We start from the raw sequence: 20,749 nt of genomic DNA, 5'->3' as shown, positions 1-20,749 counted from the left end.
GCCGCGCGTCCGCATGCGCGGCGCGCCGTCCGTTGGTTTTGTCAGGCCGTTCGCGGAGCCCGGCCGCGACTGCCTTGGATCCACATCGCGGCCACACCGCTAAGGGCCGGAATCTCGAAGAGCAGACTGACCCAAAGAATGTTTTTCAACTCCCCCTCCGGTCCAGCGCCTAGGGAGATGACCGCGCCGCCGAGCGTGGGCCCAACGGCGAAGGCGACCATCGCCAGCACGTAGAAGTAGCCATTGGCGCGCCCGCTGCGATCAAGCTCGGAGAGGAACCCCACGAAGAGGGGATAGAACACGCCCCAGCAGAACATGAAGCCAAGACAGGCCCCCCTGTAGAGCGCAGGCGTGGCGGGTCCGAACAGCAGAAAACTCTGGGCCGCGATGCCGCCTAGGATCGCAACGGCCACGCCTACCGTGCGAGGGATGATGCGCCCCAGCAGCATAACGCAGGCCGATCCGCCAACCGCCGCCAGCTGCGCGAACGCGGCGCCGGCGGACGCTTGCTGGTAGGAGAGTCCGGCGAGGCGGCCAAACTCGGTGCAGTAGGGCCAGAAGCAGCCGACACTAAGATAGAAACACCCTGCGGCAATTAGGCTGACGAGAACCAGCAGCGGACGGCCCTGAGTGGCGACGCCGTGCGCCTTGACCACCGCCTCACTGGGCCGCGTCGGGAGCCAGCGTAGCATGGCCAGCGGGAGGGCCGTGAGGGCGGCCATGGCGATGAACAGCGGCGCGGCGCCCCATATGCCTTGAGCCCATGGCACTCCCAGCATCAACCCCATCCCGGCGATCGCCACGCCTACCGCCACCAAGGCGCTAACGCGCTCGGCGCCGATGAAGCTGGCGATGGCCGCGGCGCAGACGGCCTGGGCCGCGCCGTGCCCCACACCAGCGAGGGCGCGGGTCGCGGCCAATTCGTGGACGGAGCCGGCGAACACCGACAGCAGGTTGCCAAGGACGATCAGCACGGTGGCGGCTAGAAGCGTGCGCACGCGTCCCAGCCGGTCGAGCAAATTGACGACGAGAGCGATCGTCAGGGCCGTGGCCCCCGCCTCCGCGCCAACGATATAGCCAGCGCTTGAGCGCGGCACGTCGAGGAAGCTGACATAGGTGCTGATCAGCAACGGCTTCAGCGAGGCGTTCGCGTGACCGGCGATGGAGAGCACAGTCACCGCCAGGGCGGCCAAAGCGAACTGACGCGAGGATGGGAGGGCCAGCGACTCGACACTGCGGGACCAGAGACTCATCGCGTGTTCCTTTGTTCGGCGATGGCGATGAAGCCGTCGCGCACAGCCTTCAGCCAATCGAGCGACACGCTGTCGAGCCGGGTTGCGTAAGCGGTCACGAGGTCTTCGTGATAGCGCCGCAGCCAGGCGGCCTCGTCGGCGTCGAGAAGCGCCGCGTCGACCAGTTTCGGGTCGATGGGCAGCTTTGAAATGGTCTCGAATTGCAGGAAACCGTCGAACGGCGATGGCACGGTCAACAGATGGCTCTCGACCCGCACGCCGAAGTCACCGGGCGCGTAGAAGCCGGGCTCGTTCGAGACGATCATCCCCGCCGTCATGGTTGTGACGAGGGGATGTTGGATTTCCTTTCGGATGTACGGGCCCTCGTGAATGTTCATGAGGTTGCCCACGCCGTGTCCCGTGCCGTGGCCGTAGTCCATGCCGCGGCTCCAGAGGAACTGGCGCGCAAAAGTGTCGATTTGGGTCGAGTGCACCCCGTCGGGGAAGCGCGCCCGCGCCAGCGCCATCCAACCCTTGACCACCAAGGTGTGGGCCTCGACGTGCCGGGGCTCCGGTTCGCTAACAGCGAAACAGACGGTGTTGTCTGTCGAACAACCTAAATACTGCCCACCTGTGTCCATCCAGAAGATCGGATGAGCATTGATCACCCGGTTCGAGGCCGACGTGGCCACATAGTGCGGGAGGGCCGCGCTTGGGCCGCTGGCCGAGTGATTGGTCATCGACAGACCAAGATATCGGGCGTCACGCAGGCGAAACTGAGTAACTGCCTCATCGGCCTCCATCTCGGTGACCGAACCTTCGCCGAGCGCCTTCAGCAGCCAGGCCAGAAAACCAATGACCGCCGCGCCATCGATCAGGTGCCCCTCGCGCGCCGCGGCAATCTCGTTTGGGTGCTTGATCCAGCGCGCCCGCGCCACCGCAGCGTCGTCCACCAGTTCCCCCACGGCCCGTATAATCACGGCATGGCGGTAGGAGGTCTTGCGCAGATCGGTCGCCACGCAACGGCCGGCGGCCCACTCCGCGAGGGTCGCCTCAAAGGTCTCTGGCGCGCAGAGACGCGCCACGTCCTGGAGGCTACGCGCAAGCGCCGGTTCCAGACGCGCAGCCTCGACGAACCAGAGGAGCGGTCCTTGCGGCAGCACGATCACGCGCGAATGCGGGATCGGCACGACATGGCGTCGTTGCGGAATCGCCTCCGCGCTGTCGCGGGTCCGCACATTGAGCAACCAAGCCACATCTTCCGGGTCGTCGAGCAGCAGGAGGTCCTGGCGGCGGGCAAGCATGCCCGTCCGGACCTCGGCGATCTTGGCCTCGCGCGGGCGCCCCGCATATTGGACGCCGTAGTCGAAGATGGCGGACGTGCTGGCGGGTGGCCGACCCGTTCGCCAGAGTTCGTCCACGAGGTTGCTGGGTTCGAACAGCACGGTCACGCCAGCGCGCTGGGCCTGCTCCCGAAGCCGACCGAGTTCCGGCTCGCCATGCAGCCGAGGATCCACCGCCAACCGGTCTCCAGGACCCATCTCGTGAAGCAGCCAATCAAGCCGCGCCGCGTCGGTGAGCGGGCGGACCTCGACCTTTGCGGCGTCGACCTGCTGAGCGGCTTGCTCGGTGTAGCGCCCATCCACGAACAGACAGGCGCGCGCGCGGCCGATGATCGCCGCGCCGGTCGAGCCGGTGAAGCCCGTAGCCCAGGCTAGGCGGCGATCGTGTGGCTGACTGTATTCGCTCAGATATTCATCGGAGGACGGCAGCAGGATCGCATCGAAATCAGACGCGGCCAATCGGGCCTGCAACTCGGCCAGGTGGCCCATGGTCTCGCCTCCCCTTGGGTGGGGATCGGCCCGGCGCATGACCGGGCCGATCACGGTCAGAACGTGTGGTCGAGTTGCAAGCCGATCGTCACCGGCTGGACGGGCACGAAGAGCGGCGCGGCGCGGTCGGTCAGGAACATGAGCCCGGTATAGGCGCGGTCGTTGAGCGCGTTCTTGACGTAGAGGCGCGCTTGGGTCTGTCCGAAATCAAGTCCCGCATAGAGATCCACGGCGTTCTGTGCGCCCATCGGGAACGGCTCGCCGGTGCCGCGGAACTGGTTGTCGACACCGTCCTTGTAGTGGTAGCCGGCGCCCGCCACGAGCTTGAGCCCATCGCGCAGCTCGCGACTATAGTCCACCGTGAAGGCCGCCGCCCATTTGGCCGAGGCGGGGAGCCGGTCGCCGTCCAGGCCGCCGACGCCGGGCGCATCAGCGGTAAGGTGGGCGTCCGTGTAGGTGACATAACCGCCCAGCCGCAGGCCGCTATCGAGCGCATAGGCCATGCTAGCCTCGACGCCCTTGCTGATCGCCGTTTCGCCATTGCCTGGATAGCTGAAGCCGTTCGCGTTGGTGACGCGCAACTGAATGTCGGTCCAGTCGATGTAGAAGGCGGCGACGTCCAGTTGCAGTCGGCGTTCCAGGAACAGCCCCTTCACGCCCAGCTCATAATTGGTGAGGCGATCGGGTTGATAGATCGCCGGAATGCCCAGCAGGGGATTGCCGCAGGTGTCACAGCCGCCGCCCGGGCGATAGCCCGTGGCGATCCGGCCATACAGCATCGCCCCCGGTTGGAAGTGATAGCGGGCGTTGACCGACCACGTCGTCACGCCGTCGTAGGGACGCGACTGACATTGGTAGCCGGCGTTGACCGCGTAGAGCCCGATGGAGCCGGAGTCACAACCGGCCGACTTGTTTTCGCCATAGCGAAGGCCAGCGCCCACATCGAACTTGTCGTTGAAGCGATAGGTCGTGTTCGCGAACAGGGCCCACTCGGTATACTTGTTGCGCGAGCCTGGGTTGGTGCCCAGGAGCAGGATGTCGTAGGGCGCGGGCAGCGGAGCGCCTGCGCTGGAATAGGCGCGGAAGTCGTCGAACTCGTCCGGCTTCTCGGTCGTATAGAAGGCCCCCACCATCCAGTCGAAGGTGTCGTTCGTGGGCGAGGTGAGCCGCGTCTCCTGGGTGAACTTCTTCACCTCCGTACGGAAGGTGTAGGGGATCAGCGCCGTCGGATACGGCGGCACATATTGAATATCCGACAGGTCGAGCGTCGAGGTGTTGATTGCCTTCGAATAGCTCGTCGAATTTGTCAGGGTCGCGAAATCGAGGTCCCAGTTGACCCGCAGCGATAGATTGTGCGCGTCCTGCTTGTAGGGCTCGGCATATTTGGTCGAGCGGACGTAGCGTCCGTAGACGGGGGCGTTGGTCGCCGCGGCGAGGTTGACCGCCGTATTGTCGTCGGACCGAATGCTCTGCGCCAAGGCAGTCACCTCAATGTCCAGCCGATCGGTCGGCACGAAGCGCAGGCTCGCTCGTCCGCCGACCGTGCTGGTCGAGTTGGAATCCTTCTGGCCAATGCCGATGTTGTCGACGTAACCGGCGGTGTCCCTTTGATAGGCGCTCACCCGCAGCGCCAGCTTGTCCTGTATGAGCGGGATGTTGCCGGCCGCGCGAATGCCCCAGTCGGCCCCGCCGCTGGCCTTGGTGCGCGCCAAGTCGCCGCCGATGCGAAATTCGCTCTGGGTCAGGCTGGGGCGCTTGAGCGTGTACTTCAGGATGCCGCCCATGGCGTTGGCGCCGTAAAGCGTACCCTGCGGGCCGCGCAGCACTTCGACCTCGGCCACGTCGTAGGGCATCAGGTCAAGGGTGTAGGTCCCGCCGCGCGCGCCCCCGAAGCCCCCCGCCGACGCTCCCGTGGGCTGGTCGTCGATATAGGTGACCACCAGCGGGGCGTTGAAGGAATTGTTGTAGCTCGTGGCCAGGCCGCGAATGACGATGCCATTGACGCCCGGCGCGCCATTGTTGGAGACAGACAGCCCCGGCACGTAAGAGGCGAAATCGGTCAGTGCTGTCGCGCCCTTGTTGGCGAGCGCCTCACCTTTGACGACGGAAACCGACACCGGCACTTCGGTGAGTTTCTCCGACCGCTTCTGCGCCGTAACGACGACCTCTTCGATCGTGCTTGCTTGCGCTAGCGCGACACACGGCGTCAGCAAAAAGGCCCCGGCGAACACCGAAGCCACCAACGCCAGGCGATGACCTTGCGTCGCAGCCAGAACGCCGTCCCGGACAACTTCTCGCGAGATCTCGCGACCTGCCTCGAATGTCATGACAACCCCTCCTTGTTGTGAGCTCGAGGGGCCAGTCGAAGCTGTGTGATGCGCCACCCCATCCATACGTTATGGAAGTGACACGGCGTTGCTTGGCTGAACGTTCAGGCAAATCCAGCCGCGGGTTCTTTCTCGCGTCTGCTGCGCTCATTAACGCTTTGCGACGTCCGCCGTGTCGCTATGGTCAGAGCGCGGATCAATGCCGGGCCGTCATTAAGCGGCCTGGCCGCGGTGAGGCGCGTCGATGCAGGTTACCGACTATCGCACCCTGGTGGACCCGGGCAAAACCTATGGCGGCTTGGCCTCCACCGAGGGGCTTTACGCGGCAGGCGACGGCGTTCAGTACCGCGCGCCCGGCCAAGGCGCCACGTTCTTCCACGAAGCCGTGCGGTTGTCGGACGAAGCCTATCTGCTGGCCACCGAGGTCGCGCCCACCAGCGACAATCGTCACACTCAACTCGTCGAAGGCGACGACTGGCTGCATGTGCAGTTCCGGTTCAAGGGCGGCGGCTCCGAGCAGGTAGGGCTAGACCACCTCATTGCGACCCCTGAACGCTCTTGCATCGTGTCACGGTATCCCGAGGGTTCGGTCATCGCGCGCGAGATTCTTCAGGCCGACACTTGGAAATACGCCTGCCTCTATCTTCGACCCCGCGCTTTCAACGATCTTCTCGACATTGGCCAAGACGCCCTACCCGAAAACGCCAACTGGCTCGCCGCGAGCCGGAACGATGAGTTCCGCTCGGACACACTGCCGCTCAGTTCGGCCATGATGGCGCCGCTCAGTGACATCTTCGCCTGCACCTATCGGGGAGCTGTGCGGCGCGCCTTCATGCGCGCCAAGAGCCTCGAAATCCTGTCGACCGTGATCGACGCTTTAGATCGCTCCGCCGGCCCAGAGCTCCCCGGCGCGGTCAAACTCAGCGCCTCGGATCTCGGCAAACTCGCGGCGGCGCGGAGCATCATGGTCGAGGACCTCGAGAACACGCTGTCGCTGGCCAGCCTGGCCCGACGCGTCGGTCTCAACCGCACCAAGCTGGCGCTCGGCTTCAAGGCGACCTATGGCGACTCCGTCCAAGCCTTCTGGAGAGACGCTCGTCTGGTTCGCGCGCGCGAGCTTCTGCAATCAGGCGAACTCAGCGTGACGGAAGCTGCCTTCACCGTAGGCTACTCGGAAATTTCGTCCTTCACGCGCGCCTTCACGCGAAAGTTTGGCGTCTTGCCCAAAGCCTACAAGCCCAAGGCCTCTTCTATCCTTGTGGGCCATCGTCAGGCCTGAGGACGCCCGGCCAGGCCTAGCCATGATTGAACCAGACGGTCTGGCGGCGCGTATAGGACTCTAGCCCCGCCATGCCCCCTTCCACGCCCACGCCTGATAATCCCGCCGGCTCTCCCGAATAGCCAAAGCCGGGTCCAACCGTCCCCTCAGGGCGGCCATTCACGATTGTGATCGCCGTCTCCAACGACTTTGAAACCTGAAACCCCACATCCAAGCGCGTCGTCCAGACATAGGCCGCGAGGCCAAACGCCGTGCCCCGGGCGAGACGGATCGCGTCGCCGACGTCTTTGAAATGCATCACCGACAGCACCGGACCAAAAACTTCCTCTCGGGCGAGCCGGCTGTCCTCGGGCACGTTTACGAAAACGGCCGGCTGCAGGAAGAAGCCGCAGGTCTCCTCCAGAATGCGTTCGCCCCCGTACACCATGTCCGCGCCGTCAATCTCCGCCGTGGCGAGATAGCGCTCCACGCGGTCGAGCTGGGCCTTCGACGCCAGCGGACCGTAGCTCGTTTCGGGATCCAGCGGATTGCCTGGGCGGATCGCTTGCAGGCAGGCGACGATCTTTTGAACCAGGATTTCCTCGATCGTGTCCTGGACTAGAAGTCGCGACCCGACGCTGCAGATTTGACCCGAATTGGCGCTGAGCGTGGCTGCGATATTGGCCGCGATCAGGTCCAGGTCCAGCCCATCGTCGAACACGATATGGGGCGACTTGCCTCCGCATTCGGTGAGCACCGCCTTCATGTTGGACGCGCCGGAATATTGCAGCATCAGTTTGCCGACCTCGGTCGACCCGGTGAACGAGACCATGTCTACGTCCCGGTGCAAGGCAAGGGCTCGGCCAACGGTCTCACCGCGTCCGGGCACGATATTGAACACGCCAGGCGGCACGCCCGCCTCCAGCGCCAGTTTTGCCAAGCGAAACGCCGACTCGCTGGCTAGCTCGGAAGGCTTGAGGACAAGGCTATTGCCGGCGGCCAGGGCGGGCGCAGCCTTCAGGACGCAATTATAGGCTGGGAAGTTCCAAGGACTGATGGCGCCTACCACGCCCCGGGGCATCCGCGTTTGCAGCACAGTGGAGGGATGATCGCTAGACAGCACAGTCCCAAAGCCCTTGTCGGTGGCTTCAGCGTTGAAGCGCACCAAGCCGGCGGCCGCCTGCGCATTGAACGCGGCCAACTGCACGGGTTTGCCCATCTCGGTTGCATCAATCGCGTCCAACCCCTCCGCCTCGGCCGTGATCAGATCCGCCCAGCGCGCAAGCGCCGCCTTACGGTATGCGGGCTCTGCGCGGCTCCACGCGCCGAGGCCGACAGACTGGCGCGCCGAGGCTACCGCGGCGTCGACATCGCGCTCGCATCCGGCCGGAATTTCGCGCAGCCGCGCACCATTGGCAGGATTAACAAGGCTGATCGCGGCGTCGCTGTAGGAGTCCGTCGGCAGGCCGTCCACCAGGAGCCGTACGGGCGACAGGGTGACTGATCGAGGGCTTCCAGCGATTGGCCCCTCGTTTTCGCGCGTCCCCATAACCGCCCCCCAAGACGCCCCCGAGAATGCCTCGGCACGTCCCGTGGATGACACTAGCGACAGTCCGGCGGACAAATTCGACAGTCCGTCCTTCGGTCTTGCCTGCGGGTTCGTTTTGTTCGACGCCGGGGGCCGGCGTCGGTCGAGGCATGACGACCTAGACGGCCTGACCGGTGAGCCGGGGCGGTTATACCCCCGATCTGCCGCTGTCACCTGTAAGCGCGCCAGGCGCCTACTATATCAACCGTTCGACCGACTAAGCCCGCCAAGAACGACGGTTTCAATCGGCCTGTCCGACCTCCCGGACAATGTCCAGGAATGCCCGCAGGGCCAGAGGCACGGCGCGGCGCCCTGGGTAGTAGACGGCCGCCGCTTCCTTCGCCTGAAGCCAGGGCGCGAGCACTTCAACCACCTGCCCTGCCGCCAACGCCGCCGAGGCCGCCGGCTCGACCACATAAGCAATGCCCATCCCCCTGACGGCGGCGTCGACCATCAGGTTCTCATCGTCGAGTACGACGGCTCCCGCCACCTCGACCGACAGGGACTGACCGCCACGCTCGAAATCCCAGCGGTAGAGCCTGCCGCTAGGAAGCCGGTGGCCGATGCAACGATGGGCCTTGAGATCTTCGGGCGTCGCAAGCGCTCCCGCGCGATCCAGGTAGGCCGGGGAGGCCACGCACAGGAACCGGAGCGGCCGGGTCAGCGGCACGGCGATCATGTCCCGCGGAATGGACTCGAAGAGCCGTACGCCGGCGTCAAATCCACCCGCCACGATGTCTACCAGCGCGCCCTCGACGACGATATCGACGTTGACCTCGGGATGGCGCGCCGACATCAGCGGCAGCACCTTGTCGACGATCAGCGCCGCCGCAACGCGCGGCGCATTGATACGGACCGTGCCCGTCAACTGGCCGCGAAATCCGGCTACGCTTTCAAGAGCGTCGTCGAGTGAGGCCAAGGCCGATTGAAGCCTAGTCAGGAGTTGAAGGCCCGCTTGGGTCGGCGAGACGCTTCGGGTGGTCCGATTAAGCAGCCGCACGCCCAGGCGCGCCTCCAGCGTCCGCATCGTATGGCTCAAGGTGGACGGCGCCGCGCCCAGCTCGTCGGCCGCACGACGGAAACTCCGGTGAGTGGCGACTGCCACGAACGCTGTCAGATCGTTGATCGAGGGACGAGCCATTGATGGCATTTTCCCATCAACGCATGCGCATTTCAAAGTCTAATCCACTGATCGCCAAGGCCCTATCTTCGTATGGCCAGCGGGGCTTCCTCGCGATACGCCGACAAGGAACAGGACATGTCCAAATCCCACGCTATCTTTCCTGCCCATCGACAAGACCTTTACGACCTCCACCAATATTCGGCGGCGATCCGGTCAGGGGATCTCCTGTTTGTATCTGGACAGGTCGGAAGTCGCAGCGACGGTACGGCCGAGCCCGACTTTGAAGCTCAGGTCCGTCTGGCGTTCGCCAACCTTGAGGCGACCCTGAAAGCGGGCGGGTGCGGGCTAGACGACATCGTCGATGTGACGACCTTCCATACCGATCCGGAAAGGCAATTGGGCGCCGTTATGACAGTCAAGAACGAGATCTTTCTGCAGGCGCCCTATCCCAACTGGACGGCCGTCGGCGTGACATGGCTCGCCGGCTTTGACTTCGAGATCAAAGTCATCGCTCGCATCCCCCAATAGCGAGACCATTGCGGGGACCGACTGGCGGTCTCACGCTGGAAGGCGAAGGATCGCGCGCGCGATCCGGCCCCCAAGAGTGGCCAGCGCCTTTGCCGACGCTATCTCACCGTCCGCAAGAGGCGGGGAGGGCCAAGGCGCCAGGCGCCCTTGGCGTAAATTCTCTGGAAGCGCGGCGGTCGCGCACGACCTGGCGGATATGGTCTCAATGCGTCATCGACGCCAGGAGGTCGCTGGCCTTGGACACCCCAAGCTTCTGGTAGGTTCGCTGCCGGTAGGTGAGGATCGTGCCGGGGCTTACCCCTAGCTGGATAGAAATGTCCTTGGCCGTCGCCCCAGCCAGGGTGCGCGCAGTAACTTCGCGTTCTCGGGAGGTCAGGGCGGGATATAAGCTCGACAGGCGCTGTTCGAAGACGGCGACAAGCGCGCCGCCGTCGCGTGGTCGTCGGTCACGCGCAAGGCCCGTCAGGACGACCTGGGCGAGCGCATCGAGCGCGGCGACGCCGTGCGGAATAGGCGCGCGGCTATAGAAGCTGACGACGAAGGATCGCGCCCCGCCGCGCCAACCATAACAGAGCTTCTCGCTGAACCGCGGACGCTCAAAGCAGATGCGCCGATAATCGGGCTGCACAATCTCATCGATCGTCACGCGCTTCACAAAGCCCGTGCCGGGCAGCGCCTGCTGGCGGGCGATGTTGGCCGGATCGATGTGATGGAAGCGCCGGGCGTACCAGGCCGCCCGGTCAGCGACGTGCTCTAGGCCGCTCGACGAGACCAGCGTCTTGGGCGCTCCAGCAGCTTCGACCTGATAGGCGAAGACTTCTTCGATGCCAGCAAGATCGTGGGCGAGATCCAGGACCTGGGCGGAGAAACCGGCGCTGCCGGCTGCATCGATCAGATCCGCGGCAAAGTCCGGATCAATGAGGCCGGGTCCATTCAAGGCAGTCTCGTAAATGACGTAGACGCGCGATCTATTGAGCGCCGCCACATCCTATCCTGTCCATAGACCTACGGACAGACAAGGCGACGCCCCGCCTCTACCTCTCTCGGCCAATGACGAGCCCATATCGGCCGCTTCATCTGGGAGAGAACCATGGCGAAACCTTTCGCGTCCTCGACGGACCTAACCGAGAAGGCTGAAACCCTCGAGATCCTGGCGGACGGCGTCTATGCCCTGACCGCCGAGGGCGATCCCAATGTCGGCGCCTTTGAGGGAGAAGATTTCATCGTCTGTATTGAGGGCCGCGCCACCCCGGCCGCCGCGCGCGACTGGCTGGTCAAGCTCCGCGAGAAGACGACCAAGCCGGTCAAACACCTGATCTTGACGCACTACCACGCGGTGCGCGTCCTAGGGGCCAGCGCCTTCGGAGCTGAAAACATCATCGCCAGCCAGGCGACCTACGACTTGATCGCCGAGCGAGGCATGGAGGACTGGGCCAGCGAATTTGGCCGTATGCCGCGCCTCGCCAAGAACCCCGAAGAGGTTCCTGGCCTGACCTGGCCGACCCAGACCTTCGACACCGAATTCACGATCGACCTGGGCGGATCGCGCGGCGCCCTCGAACTGCGCTTCTGCGGTCGTGGCCACACCGCTGGCGATATCGTCGTCTGGCACGACAAGACCAAGACCCTGTTCGCCGGCGACTTGGTCGAGGCCCAGGCGGCGCTCTACACGGGTGACGCCTATCACAAGGAATGGGCTGGCCAGACGCTCGACAACGTCAAGGCCTTCCGTGCGGAGAACCTCGTGGGCGGTCGCGGGGCGGTGGCCCGGGGCGTGGCCGCCACCGACGCGGCCATCGAGCAAACGCGAGGCTTCCTGTCGGCGATGATCGAGCATGTCGGCGCCGCGCACGCGCGTGGCGGCACGCTCAAGGACGCCTTCGAAGCCACCCACGCCGCCCTGGCTCCGCAGTTTGGCCGTTGGCCGATCTTCGAACACTGCCTGCCCTTCGATGTGCAGCGGCTTTGGGACGAATTCGACGGCATCGAGCACCCGCGGATCTGGACGGTCGAGCGCGACCGCGAGGTCTGGGCCAAGCTGCAGGACTGACGCACGACCATGGCAATCGGTTCTGGAATTCCCGTCTGGCGGCGCGTGGGCGCGAGCCCGCGCCCTGCGACCGCGGCAAGAGAACAAGCTTCGATCGTGATCGTCGGCGCAGGCCCGGTGGGTCTGGCGCTGGCGCTGGATCTGGGCCGGCGCGGTCACCCGGTGCTGGTGCTCAATCGCCTCGACTTCATCGCTGCGGGCTCCAAAGCGATCTGCTTTTCGAAGCGCTCGCTCGACATTTTCGACCGGCTCGGCGTGGGTCAGGCGCTCGTTGACCAGGGCGTGACCTGGAATGTCGGCAAGGTGTTCTGGGGCGATAGCGACGATCCGATCTACCAGTTCGACATGCTGCCGGTGAAGGGTCAGAAGCGCCCCGGCTTCATCAACATCCAGCAGTACTATGTCGAAGAGCACCTGCTGGCGGCGGTGGAGGCTCTGCCCAACATCACGGTGCGATGGGGCCACAAGGTTGAGGGGGTCGAGCCTCGGACGCAGGGCGCACGCCTGTCGGTGGCCGCCCAGGACGGCGACTACCAGATCGATGCCGATTGGGTGGTGGCCTGCGATGGGGCGCGATCGACGGTGCGCGAGTCACTGGGTCTGGATTTCGAGGGTCGGGTGTTCGAGGATAACTTCCTCATCGCCGATATCCGCATGAAGCAGGCGTTCCCGGCCGAGCGCTGGTTCTGGTTCGATCCGCCGTTCAATCGGGGGCAGTCTGCGCTGATGCACAAGCAGCCTGACGATGTCTGGCGGCTAGATTTCCAGTTGGGCAGTGGCGTCGACCGCGACGCTGCGGTCCGGCCGGAAAACGTCGAGACCTATGTCCGCGCCATGGTGGGCCCCGACGTGGCCTTCAGCCAGGAATGGTACAGCGTCTATACGTTCCAGTGCCGTCGGATGGCCAGGTTCCTGCATAACCGGGTGATCTTCGCCGGCGACAGCGCCCACCTGGTGTCGCCGTTTGGCGCCCGCGGGTGCAATGGCGGCTTGGCCGACGCCGACAACCTGGCTTGGAAGCTTGATCTCGTGCTCAAGGGCGCGGCGCCGGAGACGTTGCTGGAGACCTATAACGACGAGGCCGTCACCACCGCCGACGAGAACCTGCTCAACTCCTCGCGCTCGACCGACTTCATGACCCCAAAGACCACCGCGGCCCGGGCCTTGCGCGACGCGGTGCTCGAACTGGCCAGGGACCACGCCTTCGCCCGCCCGTTTGTCAATTCGGGTCGGTTGTCGACGCCCGTCAGCTATCCGGCGAGCGCGCTCAACACCCCCGACGAGGACGCTTGGCCCGCAGGGGTCGCTCCAGGCTCGCCAGCGCTCGATGCGCCGCTGGGCGAGGGCTGGCTGCTTGAGCGGCTGGGCGACGGGTTCGCACTGCTCGCCGACGGGCTGGCCCACGTCCCAGCCGGACTGGAAGTGATCGACGTCTCTCGTCTCGGCGCAGATCATCCCCTGCGCGCTCGATACGGCCTGGCCAAGGGCTGCGCTTACCTCATCCGCCCAGACCAGTACGTGGCCGCGCGCTGGCGGGCGCCGTCGGCCGTCAAGATCGAAGCCGCGCTCCTGCGGGCCAGCGGAGGACTATCATGACCAAACTCAACACGGCGCCCAACTTGGCGCGCCCCGACGAAATCTACCAGCGGCTGGTCGCGCTCCATTTCGGCCTGTCCGACGCTGACAGCCTGCTGGCGCTGTCGCGGCTGGTGCTGCTGCTGGCCAACCATATCGGCGACGACGCCGTGGTCACCGCCGCGATCGGCCTGGCGCACGCCACGGTTCCCTCGTCGGCGACCACCGGCCCCGCCTCGCGCCAAGCCTAGTCGGGAGATGCTGCATGACCGCGCTTAGCCGACCCTGGCCGCAGGGCGACAATGCGATGCGCTACCTTGTTGGCTTTGGTAGCCATTTCACCAGCGAGGCGGTGGCTGGCGCCCTGCCTGTGGGACAAAATTCCCCGCAGACCGCGCCATTCGGACTCTACGCCGAGCAGGTGTCGGGGACGGCGTTCACCGCGCCGCGGGCGGAAAACCGGCGCAGCTGGCTCTACCGCCTGCGGCCGAGCGCCAACCATGGGCCTTTCTCACCCTACGCCCCGCGCGACCTGCTGCGCTCGGGCCCGTTCGAGAGCGCGCCGACGCCCAACCGCCTGCGCTGGGATCCGCTGCCCTATCCCGAGGCGCCGGTCGATTTTGTCGACGGCTTGGTCACCTATGGCGGCAACGGCGATGTGGCGACGCAGTCGGGCATCGGCATCCATCTCTATGCCTGCAGCCGCTCGATGCGCGATCGAGTCTTCTTCAACGCCGATGGCGAACTGCTGATCGTACCTGAGCAGGGCGCTTTGCGTATCCTCACCGAGCTTGGCGTGCTGGATGTCGCGCCTGGGCAGATCGCGCTCATCCCCCGGGGTTTGCGCTTTTCAGTCCATCTGCTGGACAAGCGCGCGCGCGGCTATGTCTGCGAGAACTATGGGGCGATGTTCCGCCTGCCCGAACTGGGCCCGATCGGTTCGAACGGTCTGGCAAACCCGCGAGATTTCGAAGCGCCTACGGCCGCCTACGAGGACCACGACGGGCCAGTTGAGCTAATCCAGAAGTTCCAGGGCCAGCTCTGGACCTTGATGCTGGATCACTCGCCTTTTGACGTCGTCGCCTGGCACGGGACCCTGGCGCCGTACCGCTACGATCTGGCGCGCTTCAACACGATCAATACGGTCAGCTTCGACCATCCCGACCCCTCGATCTTCACGGTCCTGACCTCGCCCAGCGAGACCGTCGGCACCGCCAACTGCGACTTCGTCATCTTCCCGCCGCGCTGGATGGTGGCCGAGGACACCTTCCGGCCGCCCTGGTTCCATCGCAACGTGATGAGCGAGTTCATGGGTCTGGTGCACGGTGTCTACGACGCCAAGGCGGGCGGCCTCGCCCCTGGCGGGGCCAGCTTGCACAATTGCATGAGCGGCCACGGCCCCGACCAGGCGACCTACGAGGCCGCGATCAAGGCCCCGCTCAAGCCCCACAAGATCGACGGCACCATGGCCTTCATGTTCGAGAGCCGCTGGGTCATCCAGCCGACCGCCTATGCGCTGAGCGCGCCCACCATGCAGGTCGACTATGACGACGTCTGGTCGAATTTCGAAAAGGGAGCACCGCTGCGGTGACCAAGCCTCTCATCGACGAGACCCACGATCCGGCGCGGACCAGTTGGGTCGAGACCGCCAACGGCCACGCCGACTTCCCGATCCAGAACCTGCCACTGGGAGTGTTTTCTCCGGCCGGGAGAGCACCACGGCTTGGCGTGGCGATTGGGGACTTCATCCTGGATTTGCGTGCGGCGGCCGCGCTCAGGCGCTTCGACGCGGTCGACGCCGCGGCCTTGAGGGCTTCGAGTCTCAACCCTTTGCTGGCCCGGCCGGGTGAGGAACGCCGCATTCTGCGCCGCGCGCTGTCGGAGCTGCTGTCGGATGCCGCCGCCAAGGCCACGCTCGCGCACTGGCTCTATCCCGCCCAGGCGTGCACGTTGCACCTACCGGCAATGATCGGCGACTACACCGACTTTTATGTCGGCATCCATCACGCCCAGAACATCGGCCGGCTGCTGCGCCCCGACAATCCGTTGCTGCCGAACTACAAGCACGTGCCCATCGGCTATCACGGACGCGCCTCGTCTATCCGGACATCGGGTGCTTTGGTTCGTCGGCCAAGGGGTCAGCGCAAGGCGCCCGACGCGCAGGCGCCGGCCTATGCGCCGAGCGTCAGGCTCGACTACGAGCTGGAGCTTGGCGTCTGGATCGGGCCCGGCAACGTGCTGGGCGAAACCATCCCAATCCAACAAGCCCATCAGCACATCGCCGGCTTCTGCTTGCTCAACGACTGGTCGGCGCGCGATTTGCAGGCTTGGGAATATCAGCCGCTGGGCCCGTTCCTGGCCAAGAACTTCATGACCACCATCTCGCCATGGGTGGTGACTACCGAGGCTATGGCGCCGTTCCTGGTCAGTCAGGCCGCCCGTGCACACAGCGATCCGCGACCGCTCGACTATCTGTGGGACGACACCGATCAGGCGCATGGCGCGCTTGCGATCAGCTTGGAGGTCGCCATCTCCAGCGCCGCAATGCGACGCGAGGGCCAGGCGCCCCACCGCCTCAGCCAAGGCTCGGCTCGGGACATGTATTGGACCGTGGCTCAGATCGTCGCCCATCATGCTTCGAACGGCTGCAACCTCTCGCCGGGCGATCTTCTGGGCACGGGCACGATCTCGTCGGCGGAGTGCTCGGGCTATGGAAGCTTGATGGAACTGTCAGCCAACGGCGCCACGCCGATAGCAATCCCCAGTGGCCAGCGCACCTTCCTCGAGGACGGCGACGAGATCCTCATGTCGGCGCGCGCTGAAGCTGATGGGTTCGTGTCGATCGGCTTTGGCCCCTGCCGCGGCGTGGTCGCGCCGGCGTCATAGGAACCCAGTGTGTCAAGCGTAGTCCCTGGCCAGCACCGTCCGCTTGGCCGGCGTTCCGCGCTGCCAAATGGCTGGCCTCTAGCTCGCGGCCCGCCCGATGCTGCCGCCAAGTGCGGCAGTCTGGCCGCACCTTGACCGCCATGGGAAGCCTCGCGTTGCGTGAAGAATCTCCTGCTGTTAGCGTCGCCCAACATGGCCAGAACAAAGCCGCTCCATATCGCGTTTGCGCTGTTCGACGATATCAACTTACTCGATGTCGCAGGCCCCCTCGAAGCCTTCTGGCTGGCGGCGAAGTCGGGCAAGGAAAGCCCGCCGCGTTATCGGATCTCGACCGTATCGCTCAAGGGCGGCCATATCCGCAGCTCTAGCGGCGTCCTGTTCGAGACCACGCGGTGCGACGCACTGGACCCGGTCGACACCCTGATCGTACCCGGTGGCGGCAGCCCCAGGTCGCCCAAAGTGCCCGAAGACATGGTGGGGTGGATCGCCCAAACCGCGCCCAAGGTGCGGCGGCTGTGCTCTGTCTGTACGGGCGCCTTCCTCCTGGCTGCGGCTCACCAACTGGACGGGTGCCGAGCCACGACGCACTGGGCGGCGGTGGATCTACTGCGCAAGCGCGCGCCCAAGGCGCAGATCGAAGAGGATCGCATTTATGTGCGCGAGGGCAACATCTGGACCTGCGCGGGCGTCACAGCCGGCATCGACCTCGCTCTGGCGCTGATCGAAGACGATTACGGCTACGAGGCGGCGATGGAGGTCGCGCGCTACCTGGTCGTTTATGTGCGGCGGCCAGGGTCGCAGTCGCAGTTGAGCAAGACCTTCTCGCTGCAAGCTGCCGACGACAGCTTTACCGGGCTGCACGCCTGGATCCGCGAGAATCTAACCCAGGATCTGACGGTCGAGCGCATGGCCGAAATCGCTGGCATGAGCGTGCGCACCTTTTCGCGGCGCTACCGCGACCAAACCGGCCGCACACCCGCCCGCGCCATTGCTGACCTGCGGCTGGAGGCGGCGCAGAGCGCCATCGAGCGCGGCGCCTCATCGCTCAAGCGCATCGCGCGTGACTATGGTTTTGGCAACGAGCGCAATCTTCGTCGGGCTCTACAGCGCGATCCAGGGCTTGAGGCCGAGTGCGGCCCGGAGGAAGAGACGACGGCGAGCTAAGGCCGGATGTAACGCCAGATAGCGCCGTCGTCGTCCCCTCGAAATTTGCGCATGCGTGGCGAGGGAGGGAGCCTCGCCTCGCATGCAGCCCCCGCGACTACCGCCGCGCGGTAACAGTCAGCCCGACCGTCCGTGGACGGAGCGTACTGGCGAAGTAGGTGGAGTCGGTCGGCAGCGCACCATAGGTATGGTTCAGCTGCGGATGGGTGTTGAGGAGATTGTCGACGAAAAGCGACACATCGAAGGCGTCGTCGCGCCAACCGGCGCGCAGGCTGGCCAAGTGGAAGCTTTCGTTGCGTTGGCCGTTCGGATCAAAGCCGGAGGCGAGCGGGTTGTCGAACTTCGAGTAGCGCCCGTTGTTGCGTGAGGCGTACTGGTCGATGGCGCGCACATAGCCATCCCCGCGCGACAGCGGCCTTGAATACTCGATGGTTGTGGTGATCTGCCAGGGCGGTGCGTCGGAGACGATCGCGTCCTTTTCGGCCAGCACCACCCCGCCCTTGACCACGGTCTCCTGGTAGCGCGAGCGGTTGTAGCCGCCAGACACCGACAGCATCAGGCCTTGGCTAGGACGAGCCGTGACCGCCAAATCAAAGCCGTCGCTGTTGGCCGCGCCGAGATTGGCCACGAAGCCGGTCGGACAGCCGCTCAAACTGACGAAGCTTTGAATGTTGCTCCAGTCGATGTGGTAGGCGCTGGCGTTGACCTGCACCTTCCGATCGAGAAGTCGCAGCTTGCCGCCCGCTTCGTAGTTCCACACCGAGTCAGAGGCGTAGGTGGAGGGCGTGCTCGTCAGGCCAAGCCCAGCGAGGCCCGCAGCGCACGGTGGCGAGGCCGCTACCGGCGTGTTGGCCCCGCCGACGCGGAAGCCTTTGGCCGCCGAGGCGTAAAGCAGCGTGTCGTCGTTCGGCTCCCAGGCGGCGCTGAACTTCGGGGTAAAGGGGTTTTCCTTCTGCTTGCCGACATTGGTGTGCGGCCCGCCGTTGAGGGGCCCATCCAGGTTCTGCACGAACGAAAACTGGGTCGATGCGATGCGGCCGCCGGCCGAGAGCTTCACCGCGCCTAGGCGGTAGTCAACGTTGGCGAAGCCTGCGACCTGCTTGTCACGCACATGGTAGTCCAACGTGTAGTTGGAAATCCCATTGACGTTGGGCGCGTGCAGCAATCCTTCGAAGGCCGCCGCGTAGTAAGCGTCGTCGACGTGGATGTTGTTGACCTGCTTGTTGCGCTGGTAGAAAGCGCCGATCAGCCAAGTGAAGCGCGCCGAACCATCCTTGGATTGCAGGCGCACTTCCTGGGTGAAGTTGTCCTGGCGATTGCGAATCCCCGTCGAAGCGCCGCCGGCGGCGACGAAGGCGGCCGGCAGCACCGCTGGCAAGGGCAGCGCCGGCAGAGCCGGATTGATCGGGCCGGCAGGGCCGGTGTTGAACAGGCGGATGACGCCGTCGTCGACGATGCTGAAGTCCTGGATGCCGGACTGGCGGCGGGAGAAGTTCGAGGTCACCGATGTGGCGGTCACCTCGCCAAAGTCCTGCTCGACCTTCAGTGTCGGCAGATAGAAGCGGTCTTGCGACGGCTGGCGCAGCGTCGCACCGCTGACCAGGCGCTGGTTTGCGCGATCCGACAGACGCACATAGTACTGGCCCGCGTCGTGGTTGCGCGTTTCCTGGAAGTTCACCGAGGGCGCGATACGCAAGGTCTCGTTGGGTTCGAATTGAACGGCCAACTTCATCGTGTGGACGTTGGAGCTGTTGACGTTGCGGTCGAGCACCGCGCCAGTGCGCTCGTTGATGCGATCGACGAATCCGGCGCTATGGCGGTAGGAGGCGCTGAAGCGCGCAGCCAGCTTGCCTTCGATGATCGGCACGCTTGCGGCCAAGCCGCCTTCGTAGCTGACGCCGCCGCTATCGGTCGAGGCGACTTCAGCCCGGCTATAGGCGCTGGGGGAGTGAAGGCTTGGCGTGGGCGAGATGAAACGCACGGCGCCCCCTTCGGACCCCGAGCCGAACAGCGTGCCCTGAGGACCGCGCAGGACCTCGACACGATCCAGATCGAAGATATAGGGCAGCGCGTCGCCCGGATCCTGCGGACTGATGTTGCGGATCTGAATCGGCGTGTCGTCGATATAGATGCCCGTCGTGGCCGCCCCGACCACCGAACGCACCCCGCGGATGGCGATGTTGGCCGGCTGGAAGGTGCTGGGCAGCACGAGCGACAGGCCAGGCGTCTGGGCGACGATGTCGGTGAAGTTGCGGATGCCCTGCCTGTCGAGCGCCTGCTGATCAAGCGCCACGATACTGGCCGGGACCTTGTTGACGTTCTCAGCCCGCCGATTGACGGTGACGATGACCTCTTCGATCAGCGTTTCCGACGACGATGACCCAGCCTCCTGCGCCAGCGCCGGGACAGCGCAAAGCGCCGCGCCGAGCGCGCCTAGAGCGACGCACGAAAATGCTTGCTGCCGCAGAGACCTGCGCGCGTTGTGCCGAAGAATTGAAACCATATCTCTCCCCTTAAGATAGGTGTCCCGCTAGGACTCCCCTTTACCCTGCCAATGGAGGCGGCGTTCTTGGCGCTTCCCTTCACCGCAGAAGTCTTCGCGAGCAGACGAGACGGACATTGCCCTCCGAGCTCATCTACCGGCGTTTTGTAGGTTGAGCCTAACAACGGCGCTTCAGGCGGATGCGGTCATATACCGACAAGTTTCTGCCAAACCTGGCCGCAGGTTGCGCCCTGCGAGACAAGACGTCGGTCAGCCTTGCACGGCTCGCGCGCGATGATCACGGTGGCTGAATGACGTCTCGGTGTCTTTTCATCGCTCTGCTCGTTTGGAGCGTGCTGCTGGCGCCGGCCCTGACCGCGCCGGGTTGCGCCGCGTCGGCGGACGCGGTCCAGATGGCCTTGTCATCAAGCAACCACTGCGCCCATGGCGACACGGCTGGCCAACACGCGCCGGCCAAGACGAATGGCTGCAATGGGGTCTGCGTTGCGCTCCAGGCGCAGCCGATCTCGCTCGTGCTGGTGGCGGGATCCTACCGCATCGCCCCCCTGATCACCGTTGTGCCCCTGCCTGAAGGCGTCCTGGTCGAAGGCGACACCCCGCCTCCGCGCCTGTCTTGAGCCGGGCGGCCAATTGGCCGCTCCAGACTGCAGTCCTGCCCGCCCCCACGGGCCACGTCAGGGCAG

General features: G+C 65.1%; 16 protein-coding genes. 9 read left to right on the top strand and 7 right to left on the bottom strand.

Annotated elements, in window-relative coordinates; translation table 11 throughout:
• Window positions 1-41: 41 nt before the first annotated feature.
• Genes ACW175_RS01965 through ACW175_RS01955 form a run of 3 tightly spaced genes read right to left on the bottom strand, consistent with a single transcriptional unit; the run spans window position 42 to window position 5,457 of the window.
• A complete protein-coding gene (locus tag ACW175_RS01965) occupies window positions 42-1,253 on the bottom strand; it encodes an MFS transporter (protein ID WP_492102997.1) in 1,212 nt (403 codons plus the stop codon).
• Complete coding sequence (locus tag ACW175_RS01960; RefSeq protein WP_492102996.1) at window positions 1,250-3,064, bottom strand: M24 family metallopeptidase; 1,815 nt, start codon at window positions 3,062-3,064, stop codon at window positions 1,250-1,252. The genes ACW175_RS01965 and ACW175_RS01960 overlap by 4 nt, the downstream gene beginning before the upstream one ends.
• Before the next feature lie 56 nt (window positions 3,065-3,120).
• Window positions 3,121-5,457, bottom strand: coding sequence for a TonB-dependent receptor (locus ACW175_RS01955; protein WP_492102995.1), 2,337 nt, complete (start codon window positions 5,455-5,457; stop codon window positions 3,121-3,123).
• A gap of 178 nt (window positions 5,458-5,635) precedes the next feature.
• Here ACW175_RS01955 and ACW175_RS01950 point away from each other — a divergent pair, with 178 nt between their 5' ends.
• Window positions 5,636-6,670 carry a helix-turn-helix transcriptional regulator gene (locus ACW175_RS01950; RefSeq protein WP_492102994.1) on the top strand — a complete coding sequence of 345 codons (1,035 nt, stop codon included), beginning with the start codon at window positions 5,636-5,638 and terminating at the stop codon, window positions 6,668-6,670.
• 16 nt (window positions 6,671-6,686) lie between these two features.
• On the opposite strand, the gene ACW175_RS01945 is transcribed toward ACW175_RS01950, so the two are convergent.
• The gene (locus ACW175_RS01945; protein ID WP_492102993.1) at window positions 6,687-8,123 is read right to left on the bottom strand and encodes an aldehyde dehydrogenase family protein; all 1,437 of its coding nucleotides are present in this window, start codon (window positions 8,121-8,123) and stop codon (window positions 6,687-6,689) included.
• 355 nt (window positions 8,124-8,478) lie between these two features.
• A complete protein-coding gene (locus ACW175_RS01940; protein ID WP_492102992.1) occupies window positions 8,479-9,378 on the bottom strand; it encodes a LysR family transcriptional regulator in 900 nt (299 codons plus the stop codon).
• A gap of 117 nt (window positions 9,379-9,495) precedes the next feature.
• Here ACW175_RS01940 and ACW175_RS01935 point away from each other — a divergent pair, with 117 nt between their 5' ends.
• Window positions 9,496-9,888: a RidA family protein gene (locus tag ACW175_RS01935; protein WP_492102991.1), complete on the top strand. Its 393-nt coding sequence runs from the start codon at window positions 9,496-9,498 to the stop codon at window positions 9,886-9,888.
• Window positions 9,889-10,090: 202 nt separating this feature from the next.
• Here the strand turns inward: ACW175_RS01935 and ACW175_RS01930 are convergent, their stop codons facing one another.
• Window positions 10,091-10,873 (bottom strand): LuxR C-terminal-related transcriptional regulator, encoded by a 783-nt coding sequence (locus tag ACW175_RS01930; protein ID WP_492102990.1) that lies wholly within the window; start codon window positions 10,871-10,873, stop codon window positions 10,091-10,093.
• A gap of 105 nt (window positions 10,874-10,978) precedes the next feature.
• Between ACW175_RS01930 and ACW175_RS01925 the strand changes: the two genes are divergently transcribed.
• From ACW175_RS01925 to ACW175_RS01900, 6 genes are all read left to right on the top strand, one after another.
• Window positions 10,979-11,938 (top strand): MBL fold metallo-hydrolase, encoded by a 960-nt coding sequence (locus ACW175_RS01925; protein WP_492102989.1) that lies wholly within the window; start codon window positions 10,979-10,981, stop codon window positions 11,936-11,938.
• Window positions 11,939-11,947: 9 nt separating this feature from the next.
• On the top strand, window positions 11,948-13,534 hold the full coding sequence (locus ACW175_RS01920) for an FAD-dependent oxidoreductase (protein ID WP_492102988.1): 1,587 nt from the start codon (window positions 11,948-11,950) through the stop codon (window positions 13,532-13,534).
• Window positions 13,531-13,764 carry a DUF2783 domain-containing protein gene (locus tag ACW175_RS01915; protein ID WP_492102987.1) on the top strand — a complete coding sequence of 78 codons (234 nt, stop codon included), beginning with the start codon at window positions 13,531-13,533 and terminating at the stop codon, window positions 13,762-13,764. The genes ACW175_RS01920 and ACW175_RS01915 overlap by 4 nt, the downstream gene beginning before the upstream one ends.
• 56 nt (window positions 13,765-13,820) lie before the next feature.
• Window positions 13,821-15,104, top strand: coding sequence for a homogentisate 1,2-dioxygenase (hmgA, locus tag ACW175_RS01910; protein ID WP_492104877.1), 1,284 nt, complete (start codon window positions 13,821-13,823; stop codon window positions 15,102-15,104).
• Entirely contained in the window at window positions 15,101-16,399 is a 1,299-nt protein-coding gene (fahA, locus tag ACW175_RS01905) for a fumarylacetoacetase (protein WP_492102986.1), read from the top strand. The genes hmgA and fahA overlap by 4 nt, the downstream gene beginning before the upstream one ends.
• 159 nt (window positions 16,400-16,558) lie before the next feature.
• Window positions 16,559-17,563 (top strand): GlxA family transcriptional regulator, encoded by a 1,005-nt coding sequence (locus tag ACW175_RS01900; protein ID WP_492102985.1) that lies wholly within the window; start codon window positions 16,559-16,561, stop codon window positions 17,561-17,563.
• 97 nt (window positions 17,564-17,660) lie between these two features.
• Here the strand turns inward: ACW175_RS01900 and ACW175_RS01895 are convergent, their stop codons facing one another.
• A complete protein-coding gene (locus ACW175_RS01895; protein WP_492102984.1) occupies window positions 17,661-20,066 on the bottom strand; it encodes a TonB-dependent receptor in 2,406 nt (801 codons plus the stop codon).
• A gap of 290 nt (window positions 20,067-20,356) precedes the next feature.
• On the opposite strand from ACW175_RS01895, the gene ACW175_RS01890 reads away from it, so the two are divergent.
• Window positions 20,357-20,683, top strand: a complete 327-nt coding sequence (locus tag ACW175_RS01890; RefSeq protein ID WP_492102983.1) for a hypothetical protein — start codon at window positions 20,357-20,359, stop codon at window positions 20,681-20,683.
• Window positions 20,684-20,749 lie beyond the last annotated feature (66 nt).

It is taken from the genome of Caulobacter sp. FV1ye6ST (assembly GCF_058681225.1).
Note: the sequence above shows the minus strand (reverse complement) of the source record. Positions and strands in the feature narration are given on the sequence as shown.

What these genes read in the sequence shown, in the direction of transcription:
- ACW175_RS01965 (WP_492102997.1), bottom strand. Translation starts at nt 1,253, where the DNA reads ATGAGTCTCTGGTCCCGCAGTGTCGAGTCGCTGGCCCTCCCATCCTCG.
- ACW175_RS01960 (WP_492102996.1), bottom strand. Translation starts at nt 3,064, where the DNA reads ATGGGCCACCTGGCCGAGTTGCAGGCCCGATTGGCCGCGTCTGATTTC.
- ACW175_RS01955 (WP_492102995.1), bottom strand. Translation starts at nt 5,457, where the DNA reads ATGGATGGGGTGGCGCATCACACAGCTTCGACTGGCCCCTCGAGCTCA.
- ACW175_RS01950 (WP_492102994.1), top strand. Translation starts at nt 5,636, where the DNA reads ATGCAGGTTACCGACTATCGCACCCTGGTGGACCCGGGCAAAACCTAT.
- ACW175_RS01940 (WP_492102992.1), bottom strand. Translation starts at nt 9,378, where the DNA reads ATGGCTCGTCCCTCGATCAACGATCTGACAGCGTTCGTGGCAGTCGCC.
- ACW175_RS01935 (WP_492102991.1), top strand. Translation starts at nt 9,496, where the DNA reads ATGTCCAAATCCCACGCTATCTTTCCTGCCCATCGACAAGACCTTTAC.
- ACW175_RS01925 (WP_492102989.1), top strand. Translation starts at nt 10,979, where the DNA reads ATGGCGAAACCTTTCGCGTCCTCGACGGACCTAACCGAGAAGGCTGAA.
- ACW175_RS01920 (WP_492102988.1), top strand. Translation starts at nt 11,948, where the DNA reads ATGGCAATCGGTTCTGGAATTCCCGTCTGGCGGCGCGTGGGCGCGAGC.
- ACW175_RS01915 (WP_492102987.1), top strand. Translation starts at nt 13,531, where the DNA reads ATGACCAAACTCAACACGGCGCCCAACTTGGCGCGCCCCGACGAAATC.
- hmgA (WP_492104877.1), top strand. Translation starts at nt 13,821, where the DNA reads ATGCGCTACCTTGTTGGCTTTGGTAGCCATTTCACCAGCGAGGCGGTG.
- ACW175_RS01895 (WP_492102984.1), bottom strand. Translation starts at nt 20,066, where the DNA reads ATGGTTTCAATTCTTCGGCACAACGCGCGCAGGTCTCTGCGGCAGCAA.
- ACW175_RS01890 (WP_492102983.1), top strand. Translation starts at nt 20,357, where the DNA reads ATGACGTCTCGGTGTCTTTTCATCGCTCTGCTCGTTTGGAGCGTGCTG.